Here is a 12,145-nt window from a genome sequence, read left to right on the forward strand (position 1 = left end):
CTGGGATTAGGGCTTGCTCCCGATGACGGCATATCAGCCACCGAAAATGCTAGTTGATCAACCACTGTCGGGAATCAGTTGAATCGCTCCTCCCACACTTTTTTACCCATAAAAAACGGCGCCCGAAGGCGCCGTTTTGTTTACTGCATCCAACTAAGCGATCAAACCCCCAGCACCGCATGCTGCACCAGCGTGAGCAACGGCTGTGGGTACACACCCAGGAAGAACGCGAGCAGGGCGATGGCCAGCAGCATGACGCCGCCTGCCTTCTGTTCCCAATGCAGCTCGGCATCCACACGGCGCAGGTTTGGCTCGATCAGGTACAGGGTGACCATCACGCGCAGGTAGTAGAACACGCCGATGGCGCTGCCCAGTACCAGGGACGCGACCAACCACCACTGGTGGGCTTCAACGCCGGTGGCGACGATGTAGAACTTGCCGATAAAGCCAGCGGTCAGCGGGATACCGGCCAGGGACAGCATCATCACGGTCAGCACGGCGGTCAGGTACGGACGGCGCCAGAACAGGCCGCGGTATTCGTACAGGGCGTCGGCGTCACGGCCTTTGAACGGCGAGGACATCAGCGTGATCACGCCGAACGCGCCGAGGCTGGTGATGACGTAGGTGACCAGGTACACGCCCATGGCTTCCACGGCCAGGCCTTTGCTCGCCACCAGGGCGATCAGCAGGTAGCCGAAGTGGGCGATGGAGGAGTAACCCAGCAGACGCTTGAGGTTGTTCTGGGTCAGGGCCAGCAGGTTACCGAACAGGATCGACGCAATGGCGATCACGGTCAGCACGGTGCTCAGCACGCCGGTGTTGGCAGCAGGCGAGATCTGGAACAGACGCACCATCACCGCAAACACGGCAACCTTCGACGCGGTGGCCAGGAACGCGGCCACCGGCGCCGGGGCGCCTTCGTACACGTCCGGAGTCCACAGGTGGAACGGCACCAGCGACAGCTTGAACGCCAGGCCGATCAGCATCATCGCCAGGCCCAGTTGGGCGATTGGCGCAGGCATGTTGGTGGTCGCCAGGGCGTGGCCGATACCGGTGAAGCTCAGGCTGCCGGCTTCGGCGTAGAGCAGGGCCATACCGAACAACAGGAACGCGGAACCGGCCGCCGACAACACCATGTATTTGATGCCGGCTTCCAGGGAGCGCTTGTTGAAGAAGGCGTAGGCGACCAGGCCGTAGGTCGGGATCGACAGCAGTTCCAGGCCGATGAACAGGCCCGCCAGGTGCTGTGCGCTGACCAGTACGATACCGCCGGCCGCAGCCAGCAGGATCAGCAGGTACAGCTCTTCCTTGTTGCCGGGGTAGCCGGTGCCGCCTTCGCCCATGTAGGCGTGGGCGAGGGTGACGCAGGCCAGGGTCGCGACCAGGATCAGCGCGATGTACAGCAGGGCGAAGTCATCGACCATCATCAGAGGCGTGACCGCCAATGGCGCGACCTTGAGGGCCGGGATGATCGACAGCAGCGCCAGGTTCAGACCGGCACAGGACAGCAGGAACGTTTGCGAGTGATTGCGGCGCCAGGCGATGGCCAGCATCACCACAACAATGGTGAGGCTGGTAATCAGCAGCGGCGCAAGCGCGATAAAGTGTTGGATCGTGAATTCCATAGCGCTCTTACCGGGCCGAAGCGAGTTGAGAGAAGGCGGTGCCGAACCACTGCTGCACGCCATGCATCGTCGCGGCAGAAGTGTCCAGGAACGGTTGCGGGTACACGCCGATGTAGATCAGCAGTACCGCAAGGCCGAGCACCATGATCAGTTCGCGAGCATCCATCCCTTGCAGGACGGTGTCGGACTTGGCCGGGCCGAAGTAGGCGCGGTGGATCATGATCAACGAGTAGACCGAACCGAAGACCAGGCCGGACGTCGCAATGGCGCTGATCCATGGGGTTTGCACAAAGGCACCCATGAGGATCAGGAACTCGCCGATGAAGTTACCGGTGCCCGGCAAGCCCAGGGACGCGGCGGCGAAGAACAGGCTGATCGCCGGCAGGTAGGCAATGCGCGACCACACGCCACCCATTTCACGCATGTCACGGGTGTGCAGGCGCTCGTACAGCTGGCCACTCAGGATAAACAGGGCAGCGGCCGAAACACCGTGGGCCAACATCTGGATCACCGCGCCTTGCAGCGCCAGCTGGCTGCCGGAGTAGATGCCGATCAGTACGAAGCCCATGTGGGAAACGGACGAGAAGGCAATCAGACGCTTGATGTCGGTTTGGGCAAAAGCCAGGAATGCACCGTAGAAAATCCCGATCAGACCCAGGGTCATGGCGATCGGCGCGAACTCGGCCGAGGCATTCGGGAACAGCGGCAGGGCAAAGCGCAGCAGGCCGTAGGCCGCGGTCTTCAACAGGATACCGGCCAGGTCCACGGAGCCGGCAGTCGGCGCCTGGGCGTGGGCGTCCGGCAGCCAGGAGTGGAACGGCACCACCGGCAGCTTCACCGCGAACGCGATGAAGAAGCCCAGCATCAGGATGTACTCGGTGGTCATCGACATCTTGGTTTTCAACAGGTCGGCGTAGTTGAAGGTAATCACGCCCGTGTTGTTGAAGTTGACCAGTACCAGGCCCAGGATCGCCACCAACATGATCAGGCCGGAAGCCTGGGTGAAGATGAAGAACTTGGTCGCCGCGTAGATCCGGGTTTTCTTGCCGTCCGAAGAACTGTGACCCCAGAGCGCGATGAGGAAGTACATCGGCACCAGCATCATTTCCCAGAAGAAGAAGAACATGAACAGGTCGAGGGCGAGGAACACGCCAACCACACCGCCCAGGATCCACATCAGGTTCAGGTGGAAGAAGCCCACGTGACGCTGGATCTCTTTCCACGAGCAGAGTACCGAGAGGATACCCAGCAGGCCGGTCAGCAGGATCATCAACAGCGACAGGCCGTCGAGGGCCAGGTGCACATTGATGCCGAAGCGCTGGATCCAGACGTGCTTGAACTCGATGGCCCAGACCGGATCGACGCCAGGCGCCGGAGCAAATGAATAGTCACCATGGGCCCACAGCCAGAGGCCGAGTGCGAGTTCCAGGGACATGGTCAGCAACGCAATCCAGCGGGGGAGGGTGGCGCCGAAGCGTTCACCCATCCAGCAGAGCAGGCCGCCGATAAAGGGGATCAGGATTAGCCAGGGCAGAATCATGACAGGCTCGTTTCCTTTCGCAGGTTCGCAATATTCATAGTCAGACCGCTACCACAACGATGGCGCCGATCACCAGCACCGCACCGGCAGCCATGGACGCGGCGTACCAACGCAGTTGGCCAGTTTCGCTGCGGCTCAGGGCGGTGTGACCGGCCTTGGCGGCACGCGGGATCAAACCGATGGTCTGGTCGAGCGGGTCTTTGCGCAGAATGTGGCTGATAGCAAGGTACGGCTTGACGAACAGTTTGTCGTAGATCCAGTCGAAGCCCCACGCAGCGAACCACCAGGCCGACAGGAAGCGGCCAATGCCACTGTTGGCCACCGCCGTCACGAAGCGACGCTTGCCAAGGAACAGCAGGGCCGCCAGCAGGATACCGGCGATGGCGATGGCGCCCGAGGCGATTTCCAGGCTGTGCTGGGCTTCGCCGCCGGCATGGCCGACGCTTTGTGGCAACACGCCGTGCAGCGGCGGGGTGATCATGGCGCCGACAAAGGTCGACAGCACGATCAGCACCGACAATGGCAACCAATGCGAGATGCCATGGCCTGCGTGCGCTTCGGTCTTGGCTTCACCGTGGAAGGTGATGAAGATCAGGCGGAAGGTGTACAACGAGGTCATGAACGCACCCACCAGGCCTGCGTACAGCAGGTTCTGGTTACCGCTGGCGAAGGCTTCCCAGAGGATTTCGTCCTTGGAGTAGAAACCGGCGGTCACCAGCGGCAGGGCGGCCAGGGCGGCACCACCGACGATGAAGCTGGCGTAGGCCAGTGGCAGTTTCTTCCACAGGCCGCCCATCTTGAAGATGTTCTGCTCGTGGTGGCAGGCAACGATCACCGCACCGGAGGCGAGGAACAGCAGGGCCTTGAAGAAGGCGTGGGTCATCAGGTGGAAGATCGCCGCGTCCCAGGCGCCAACGCCCAGGGCCAGGAACATGTAGCCGATCTGGCTCATGGTCGAGTAGGCGAGGATGCGCTTGATGTCGGTCTGTACCAGGGCAGCGAAGCCGGCCAGTACCAGGGTCACGCCACCGACAATACCGACAAGATGCAGGATGTCCGGCGCCAGGGTGAACAGGCCGTGGGTACGGGCGATCAGGTAGACACCAGCGGTCACCATCGTCGCCGCGTGAATCAGTGCGGAAACCGGGGTAGGACCGGCCATCGCGTCCGCCAGCCAGGTTTGCAGCGGCAGTTGCGCGGATTTACCAACAGCGCCGCCCAACAGCATCAGGGTCGCCAGGGTGATCCAGAAGTCGCCAACCTGGAATTTCTGCGGTGCCAGCACCAGCAGTTCCTGGATGTTCAGCGTGCCCACCTGTTGGAACAGGATGAACAGGCCGATGGCCATGAACACGTCGCCGATACGGGTCACGATGAAGGCTTTGAGCGCTGCGTTACCGTTGTTGCGGTTGCTGTAGTAGAAACCGATCAACAGGTACGAGCACAGGCCCACGCCTTCCCAACCGAAGTACAGGAACAACAGGTTATCGCCCAGTACCAGGAACAGCATGCTGGCGATAAACAGGTTGGTGTACGAGAAGAAGCGCGAGTAACCGGCTTCACCGCGCATGTACCAGGACGCGAACAGGTGGATCAGGAAGCCCACACCCACCACCACGCCGAGCATGGTGATCGACAGGCCGTCGATGTAGAGGGCGAAGTTGGGCTTGAAGCCCTCCACCGCCATCCACTGCCACAGCACCAGGGTGTAGTGGCCGCCTTCCGGCGGCGCCACGTTGAATTGCCAGATGACGTAGGCGGCCACGATGGCCGACAGGCCAATGGAACCCACGCCGATCAGGGCAGAGAGGTTTTCCGACCAGCGCCCGCGAGAGAACGACAGCAGCAGGAAACCGATCAGGGGAAATACGAAAGTCAGAAAGATCATGTTCATCCGCGCATCTCACTGGCAGCGTCGATATCAAGCGTGTGGAAGCGACGATACAGTTGCAGCAGGATCGCCAGGCCAATACTGGCCTCGGCGGCTGCCAGGCTGATCACCAGGATGAACATGACTTGTCCATCCGGCTGGCCCCAACGTGCACCGGCAACGATGAAGGCCAATGCCGCAGCGTTCATCATGATTTCCAGGCTCATCAACACGAACAGAATGTTACGGCGAACCATCAGGCCGACCAGGCCAAGGCAGAACAGGATGCCGGCGACCGCCAGACCATGCTCCAAAGGGATAGCAGGCATCGTCATTGCTCCTTGGCTTCGTTGCGGCCCAAGTGGAAGGCGGTGACGGCTGCAGCGAGCAGCAACATCGACGCCAGTTCGACCACCAGCAGGTACGGGCCGAACAGGCTGATGCCCACGGCCTTCGCGTCTACGGTGGTGTGGCCGATGGCCTGGCCGCTCTGGTGAGCGAACAGCACATACAGCAGTTCACCCAGCAGCAGGGCTGCCAGCACAACCGGGCCGAGCCAGATGCCGGGCTTGAGCCAGACGCGCTCCTGGGCGACCGAAGCCGGCCCCAGGTTGAGCATCATCACCACAAACACGAACAGCACCATGATGGCGCCGGCGTAGGCGATCACTTCCAGCACACCGGCGAACGGTGCGCCGAGGCTGAAGAAGGTCATGGCCACGGCGATCAACGAAATGATCAGGTAGAGCAGGGCGTGCACAGGATTGGTGTTGGTGATCACGCGAAGCGTGGACACCACTGCAATACCGGACGCGAAATAGAAAGCGAATTCCATCTTTCTTCCTTAAGGCAGCAAGCTCTTCACGTTGATCGGCTCGGCTTCGTTTTGTGCGGCGCCTTTCGGCTTACCGGCAACGGCCATACCTGCAACACGATAGAAGTTGTAATCAGGGTTTTTACCGGGACCAGAGATCAGCAGATCTTCTTTCTCGTACACCAGGTCCTGACGTTTGAACTCGGCCATCTCGAAATCCGGCGTGAGCTGGATTGCGGTGGTCGGGCAAGCTTCCTCGCAGAGGCCGCAGAAAATGCAGCGCGAGAAGTTGATGCGGAAGAAGTCCGGGTACCAGCGACCGTCTTCGGTTTCAGCTTTCTGCAGGGAGATGCAACCCACCGGGCACGCCACGGCGCACAGGTTGCAGGCTACGCAACGCTCTTCGCCATCGGGGTCGCGGGTCAGCACGATACGGCCGCGATAACGCGGCGGCAGGTACACCGCTTCTTCCGGGTATTGCAGGGTGTCGCGCTTGCGGAAGCCATGGCCGAAGACCATCACCAGGCTTCGCAACTGGGTACCGGTACCCTTAACGATGTCGCCAATATATTTGAACATGGGTCAAATCCTCACTGAACCGCGCCGGCTGGCGTGTTCAACAACACAACGGCAGCCGTCACCAGCAAATTGATCAGGGTCAGCGGCAGGCAGAAGCGCCAGCTGAAATCCATCACCTGGTCGTATCGTGGACGCGGAATGGAAGCGCGCAGCAGGATAAACAACATGATGAAGAACGCGGTCTTGAGGAAGAACCAGAAGAACGCCAACTGCGGCAGGATGCCGAACGGACCGTGCCAGCCGCCGAAGAACAGCGTGACCAGCAGGGCCGAGATCAAGATGATGCCGATGTACTCACCAACGAAGAACATGCCCCATTTCATGCCGGCGTATTCAATGTGGTAACCGTCGGCCAGTTCCTGTTCCGCTTCCGGCTGGTCGAACGGGTGACGGTGAGTCACGGCGACGCCAGCGATGAAGAAGGTACAGAAGCCGAAGAACTGCGGAATGATGAACCACAGGTTCTGTGCCTGGTACTCGACGATGTCGCGCATGTTGAACGAGCCGACCTGCACCACGATGCCCATCAGCGCCAGGCCCATGAACACTTCGTAGGACACGGTCTGGGCCGAAGCCCGCAAACTGCCCAAGAGGGCGAACTTGTTGTTGCTCGACCAACCGGCGAACAGCACCGCGTAGACCGACAGACCGGCCATGGCGAAGAAGAACAGCAAGCCGATGTTCAGGTCCGCCACGCCCCAGGTCGGGGTGATCGGGATGATCGCGAAGGCGATCAGCAAGGCGCTCATGGCCACGACCGGTGCCAGGGTGAAGATCACCTTGTCGGCAAACGGCGGGGTCCAGTCTTCCTTGAAGAACATTTTCAGCATGTCGGCGGCGATCTGGAACATGCCGAACGGGCCAACGCGGTTCGGACCGTAACGGTCCTGCCACCAGCCCAGCAGGCGACGTTCGACGAAGCTGAGCAGGGCGCCCGCAACGACCACGGCCAACAGGATCACGATGGCCTTGACGACCGAGATGATCACGTCGATCACTTCAGGGGTGAACCAGGTCATTGCGCTGCCTCCTGCAGACCGTCAACGGTTTTGCCGAAGATCGCCGCTGGAATACCGGCGATGCCTTTTGGCAGGGCAACCAGGCCGGCGCCCAACTCTTCGTTGATACGCAGCGGCAGGCGCAGGGTCTGGCCAGCCACGTTCAGGCTGAGCAGGGCACCGTCGTTGACGCCGAGGCGGTCGGCTTCGGATTTGGCGATAGACACGTAGGCTTGCGGCAGACGCTCTTGAACCGGTGCGGCTTTCGAAGAGTTCTCTTCGCTGCCGAACAAGTGGAAGAACGGCACAACCTGCCAGGTGCCCTGGGCCGGGTTGAACGGACGCGGTACGGCGGCGAACCAGTTCAGCGAATCACCGGTGCTTTCGATCAGGCGGGTGCCCGGGTCGCCAGCGCGGATATGACCACCGACTTCGTCCTGGAACTTGTTCCAGGCTTGCGGCGAGTTCCAACCCGGCGACCAGGCGAACGGCACCTGCTGACGTGGTTCGGCCGAACCCGAGTAGCCTTCCATGGAGAACGCGAACGCGGTGTCCGGGTCTTGTGGGGTACGCGGTTCGTGCACGCTGATATTGGCGCGCATGGCGGTACGACCGGAGTAACGCAGCGGTTCGCGGGCCAGTTTCATGCCCTTGATGCGGAACGCGGCGGACGGTGCGGCGTCGACGATACGTGCCAGTTGCGGCGCGCTGGCGGCGGTAGCAGCGGTCACGTGGTCGAGCTGGGTCCAGTCGATTGGCTGGTTCAGTAGGGTGGCGCGCAGGGCATGCAGCCAGCGCCAGCCTTCGTGCACCAGGATGCTGGCGTCCATGTACTTCGGATCGAACACCTGGAAGAAGCGCTGGGCACGGCCTTCCTGGCTGACCAGAGTACCGTCGCCTTCGGCGAAGGTGGCGGCTGGCAGCACCAGGTCGGCACGCTCGCTGGTGGCGGTGGTCTGGTGGTCTGCAACGATCAGCACTTTGGCGGCGTTGAGCGCGGCGTCAACCTTGGCCGAATCGGTGCGGGTGTACAGGTCGTTTTCCAGCACTACGATGGCGTCGGCGTTGCCGTCGATCACTGCTTGCAGGCCAGCGTCCAGGGACTCGCCACCGAGCATGGCCAGGCCAAGGCTGTTGGCTTCCGGCACGACCAGGCTGATGGAACCGTTCTTATCGCGCAGCTTCAAGGCTTTGGCGATGTTGGCAGCAGCTTCGATCAGCGCCTTGGAACCCAACGAGGTGCCGGCAATGATCAATGGGCGCTTGGCCGCCAGCAGGGCGTCGGCGATACGCTGGGCCAGTTCGGCGGCTTCAGTGTCCAGGCCTTCGACGGCAGGCGCGCTGGCGTCGAGGGCGTGGGCCACGGCGAAACCGATGCGGGCCAGGTCGTCCGGTGCGGCGTGCACGCACTCTTCGGCGATGTCGTCGAGCTTGGTCTCAGCCAGGCTCGCAATAAACAGCGGGTTCAGCGCGTGCTGGCCGATGTTTTTCACCGCGGCGTCGAGCCACGGCTGGACGCGCATCGCGTCGGCCATGTCTTCGGCCTTGCCTTTGACCGACTGGCGCAGGGACAGGGCTACACGGGCAGCGGTCTGGGTCAGGTCTTCACCGAGGACGAAGATGGCGTCGTGGTCTTCGATGTCGCGCATGTTCGGCACGGGCAGCGGGCTGTCGTTCAGCACTTGCAGGACCAGGCGGATGCGCTCCAGTTCACCGGCTTCGATACCGGAGTAGAAGTGCTCGGCGCCCACCAGTTCGCGCAACGCGTAGTTGCTTTCGAGGCTGGCGCGGGGCGAACCGATACCGACGATGTTACGACCGCGCAGCAGGTCGGCGGCTTTATCCAGCGCGTCGTCCAGGCTCAGCTTGCCGCCGTTGGCCAGCAGCGGTTGGCGTGGACGGTCCTTGCGGTTGACGTAGCCATAGCCGAAACGGCCACGGTCGCACAGGAAGTACTGGTTGACCGAACCGTTGAAGCGGTTTTCGATGCGGCGCAGTTCGCCGTAACGTTCGCCCGGGGAGATGTTGCAACCGCTGGAGCAGCCATGGCAGATGCTCGGGGCGAACTGCATGTCCCACTTACGGTTGTAGCGCTCGGAGTGAGTCTTGTCGGTGAACACGCCGGTCGGGCAGACCTCGGTGAGGTTGCCGGAGAACTCGCTTTCCAGCACGCCGTCTTCAACGCGACCGAAGTACACGTTGTCGTGGGCGCCGTACACACCCAGGTCGGTGCCGCCGGCGTAGTCTTTATAGAAGCGCACGCAGCGGTAGCAGGCGATGCAGCGGTTCATTTCGTGGGAAATGAACGGGCCGAGGTCCTGGTTCTGGTGGGTACGCTTGGTGAAGCGATAACGGCGCTCGTTGTGGCCGGTCATCACGGTCATGTCTTGCAGGTGGCAGTGACCGCCTTCCTCACAGACCGGGCAGTCGTGGGGGTGGTTGGTCATCAGCCATTCGACGACACTGGCGCGGAACGCCTTGGATTCTTCATCGTCGATGGAGATCCAGGTGTTGTCGGTGGCTGGGGTCATGCACGACATGACGATGCGACCACGGGTGTCGTTCTCGTCGGTGTATTGCTTGACCGCACACTGGCGACAGGCACCGACGCTACCAAGCGCGGGGTGCCAGCAGAAATACGGGATGTCGAGGCCGAGTGACAGACATGCCTGTAACAGGTTGTCCGCCCCATCGACTTCGAGCGCTTTGCCGTCTACGTGGATAGTGGCCATGGTTCAAAGTTCTTCGTTGGCCCGTTGTCAGCGGGCGTGGCTAATGGAATCTTGTTATTCATGTGCATCTACACAGCCCTTGAGGCGTCAGCACATGAGAAAGCGAAGGGCACGGACCCTTCGCTTCTTTAAGCGTTACGCGCCGACTACGATCGGCTTTGCCAGAGGCGGGACGGCGGCGCTGGTGGGCGCGATACCGGCTTCGAACTCCGAGCGGAAGTATTTGATGGCGCTGCCCAATGGCTCCACGGCGCCCGGTGCGTGAGCACAGAACGTCTTGCCTGGGCCGAGGAAACCGACCAGACCCAGCAGGGTCTCGATGTCACCCTCGCGGCCTTCGCCTTTTTCCAGGGCCATCAGCAGTTTCACGCTCCACGGCAGGCCGTCGCGGCATGGGGTGCAGAAGCCGCAGGACTCACGGGCAAAGAACTGCTCCATGTTGCGCAGCAGCGAGACCATGTTCACCGTGTTGTCCACCGCCATCGCCAGGCCAGTACCCATCCGGGTGCCCACCTTGCCGATGCCGCCGGCATACATCTGTGCGTCGAGGTGCTCGGGCAGCAGGAAACCAGTACCGGCGCCGCCTGGCTGCCAGGCCTTCAAGGTGTAGCCGTCGCGCATGCCACCGGCGTAGTCCTCGAACAGCTCGCGTGCGGTCACGCCAAATGGCAGCTCCCACAGGCCAGGGTTCTTGACCTTGCCGGAGAAGCCCATGAGCTTGGTGCCCATGTCTTCGCTGCCTTCGCGGGCCAACGATTTGTACCAGTCCACGCCGTCGGCGATGATCGCCGGCACGTTGCACAGGGTCTCGACGTTGTTCACGCAGGTCGGCTTGCCCCACACGCCCACGGCGGCAGGGAAGGGCGGCTTGGAACGCGGGTTGGCGCGGCGGCCCTCGAGGGAGTTGATCAGTGCGGTTTCTTCACCGCAGATGTAACGCCCGGCGCCGGTGTGCACGAACAGTTCGAAGTCAAAACCCGAACCGAGGATGTTCTTGCCCAGCAGGCCGGCCGCCTTGGCTTCTTCCACGGCACGGTTGAGGTGCTTGGCGGCGGTGGTGTACTCGCCACGCAGGAAGATGTAGCCACGGTAGGTTTTCAGCGCGCGGGCGCTGATCAGCATGCCTTCGATCAGCAGATGGGGCAGTTGCTCCATCAGCATGCGGTCTTTCCAGGTGTTCGGCTCCATTTCATCCGCGTTGCACAGCAGGTAGCGGATGTTGATGGATTCGTCTTTTGGCATCAGGCCCCACTTAACGCCAGTGGGGAAGCCTGCACCGCCGCGACCTTTGAGGCCTGCGTCTTTCACGGTCTGGACGATATCGTCCTGGGCCATGTCGGCAAAGGCTTTGCGTGCAGCCGCGTAACCGTTCTTGGCCTGGTACTCGTCGAGCCATACCGGCTCGGCATCGTCACGCAGGCGCCAGGTCAGCGGGTGGGTCTCAGGCGAACGCTTGATCAGGTTGGCCGGGCCGAAAGATGTAAGGGTCATGGGTAGCCCTCAAGCAATTGGGTCACGCCAGTTGCCTGCACGTCACCGAATGTGTCGTCGTCGATCATCAACGCCGGCGCCTTGTCGCAGTTGCCCAGGCAGCACACCGGCAGCAGCGTGAAGCGGCCGTCAGGGGTGGTTTGGCCGAGGCCGATGCCCAGTTTGGTCTGGATCGCGTCAACCACTTTCTCGTGGCCGCCGATGTAGCAGACCATGCTGTCGCACACGCGAATGATGTGGCGGCCGACTGGCTGACGGAAGATCTGGCTGTAGAACGTGGCCACGCCTTCAACGTCGCTGGCCGGGATGCCGAGGATCTCGCCGATGGCGTAGAGGGCGCCATCCGGCACCCAGCCACGTTCCTTCTGGACGATCTTCAAGGCTTCGATCGACGCCGCGCGCGGGTCTTCGTAGTGATGCAGCTCGTGCTCGATGGCCGAGCGCTCGGTTTCACTCAGGGTGAAACGGTCTGTCTGGATAAGCGTGCTGTTCATGC

10 protein-coding genes are annotated in these 12,145 nt (G+C 61.9%); all 10 read right to left on the bottom strand.

All coding sequences use genetic code 11. The features are described from left to right. Window positions 1-161: 161 nt before the first annotated feature. Window positions 162-1,625, bottom strand: coding sequence for an NADH-quinone oxidoreductase subunit NuoN (nuoN, locus tag DYL61_RS05030; RefSeq protein ID WP_135307450.1), 1,464 nt, complete (start codon window positions 1,623-1,625; stop codon window positions 162-164). Between the two features lie 7 nt (window positions 1,626-1,632). Then, entirely contained in the window at window positions 1,633-3,165 is a 1,533-nt protein-coding gene (nuoM, locus tag DYL61_RS05035) for an NADH-quinone oxidoreductase subunit M (RefSeq protein ID WP_135307451.1), read from the bottom strand. Window positions 3,166-3,205: 40 nt separating this feature from the next. After that, complete coding sequence (gene nuoL / locus DYL61_RS05040) at window positions 3,206-5,059, bottom strand: NADH-quinone oxidoreductase subunit L (protein WP_135307452.1); 1,854 nt, start codon at window positions 5,057-5,059, stop codon at window positions 3,206-3,208. Next, complete coding sequence (gene nuoK / locus DYL61_RS05045) at window positions 5,056-5,364, bottom strand: NADH-quinone oxidoreductase subunit NuoK (RefSeq protein WP_003174727.1); 309 nt, start codon at window positions 5,362-5,364, stop codon at window positions 5,056-5,058. The genes nuoL and nuoK overlap by 4 nt, the downstream gene beginning before the upstream one ends. A gap of 2 nt (window positions 5,365-5,366) precedes the next feature. Beyond that, entirely contained in the window at window positions 5,367-5,870 is a 504-nt protein-coding gene (gene nuoJ / locus DYL61_RS05050) for an NADH-quinone oxidoreductase subunit J (RefSeq protein WP_016974048.1), read from the bottom strand. A gap of 9 nt (window positions 5,871-5,879) precedes the next feature. Continuing rightward, window positions 5,880-6,428, bottom strand: a complete 549-nt coding sequence (gene nuoI, locus DYL61_RS05055) for an NADH-quinone oxidoreductase subunit NuoI (protein ID WP_003174725.1) — start codon at window positions 6,426-6,428, stop codon at window positions 5,880-5,882. An 11-nt stretch (window positions 6,429-6,439) separates the two neighbouring features. Next, a complete protein-coding gene (gene nuoH, locus DYL61_RS05060; RefSeq protein ID WP_017137518.1) occupies window positions 6,440-7,447 on the bottom strand; it encodes an NADH-quinone oxidoreductase subunit NuoH in 1,008 nt (335 codons plus the stop codon). Then, entirely contained in the window at window positions 7,444-10,158 is a 2,715-nt protein-coding gene (nuoG, locus tag DYL61_RS05065; protein ID WP_135307453.1) for an NADH-quinone oxidoreductase subunit NuoG, read from the bottom strand. The genes nuoH and nuoG overlap by 4 nt, the downstream gene beginning before the upstream one ends. 135 nt (window positions 10,159-10,293) lie before the next feature. Continuing rightward, on the bottom strand, window positions 10,294-11,649 hold the full coding sequence (gene nuoF / locus DYL61_RS05070) for an NADH-quinone oxidoreductase subunit NuoF (protein WP_135307454.1): 1,356 nt from the start codon (window positions 11,647-11,649) through the stop codon (window positions 10,294-10,296). Beyond that, a complete protein-coding gene (nuoE, locus tag DYL61_RS05075; protein WP_033896837.1) occupies window positions 11,646-12,143 on the bottom strand; it encodes an NADH-quinone oxidoreductase subunit NuoE in 498 nt (165 codons plus the stop codon). The genes nuoF and nuoE overlap by 4 nt, the downstream gene beginning before the upstream one ends. Window positions 12,144-12,145 lie beyond the last annotated feature (2 nt).

Origin of the sequence: Pseudomonas nabeulensis, assembly GCF_004682045.1 — a bacterium.
Classification (GTDB): domain Bacteria; phylum Pseudomonadota; class Gammaproteobacteria; order Pseudomonadales; family Pseudomonadaceae; genus Aquipseudomonas; species Aquipseudomonas nabeulensis.

Excerpts from the sequence above, each read along its gene's own strand:
- nuoN (WP_135307450.1), bottom strand. The coding sequence starts at position 1,625 with ATGGAATTCACGATCCAACACTTTATCGCGCTTGCGCCGCTGCTGATT.
- nuoM (WP_135307451.1), bottom strand. The coding sequence starts at position 3,165 with ATGATTCTGCCCTGGCTAATCCTGATCCCCTTTATCGGCGGCCTGCTC.
- nuoL (WP_135307452.1), bottom strand. The coding sequence starts at position 5,059 with ATGAACATGATCTTTCTGACTTTCGTATTTCCCCTGATCGGTTTCCTG.
- nuoK (WP_003174727.1), bottom strand. The coding sequence starts at position 5,364 with ATGCCTGCTATCCCTTTGGAGCATGGTCTGGCGGTCGCCGGCATCCTG.
- nuoJ (WP_016974048.1), bottom strand. The coding sequence starts at position 5,870 with ATGGAATTCGCTTTCTATTTCGCGTCCGGTATTGCAGTGGTGTCCACG.
- nuoI (WP_003174725.1), bottom strand. The coding sequence starts at position 6,428 with ATGTTCAAATATATTGGCGACATCGTTAAGGGTACCGGTACCCAGTTG.
- nuoH (WP_017137518.1), bottom strand. The coding sequence starts at position 7,447 with ATGACCTGGTTCACCCCTGAAGTGATCGACGTGATCATCTCGGTCGTC.
- nuoG (WP_135307453.1), bottom strand. The coding sequence starts at position 10,158 with ATGGCCACTATCCACGTAGACGGCAAAGCGCTCGAAGTCGATGGGGCG.
- nuoF (WP_135307454.1), bottom strand. The coding sequence starts at position 11,649 with ATGACCCTTACATCTTTCGGCCCGGCCAACCTGATCAAGCGTTCGCCT.
- nuoE (WP_033896837.1), bottom strand. The coding sequence starts at position 12,143 with ATGAACAGCACGCTTATCCAGACAGACCGTTTCACCCTGAGTGAAACC.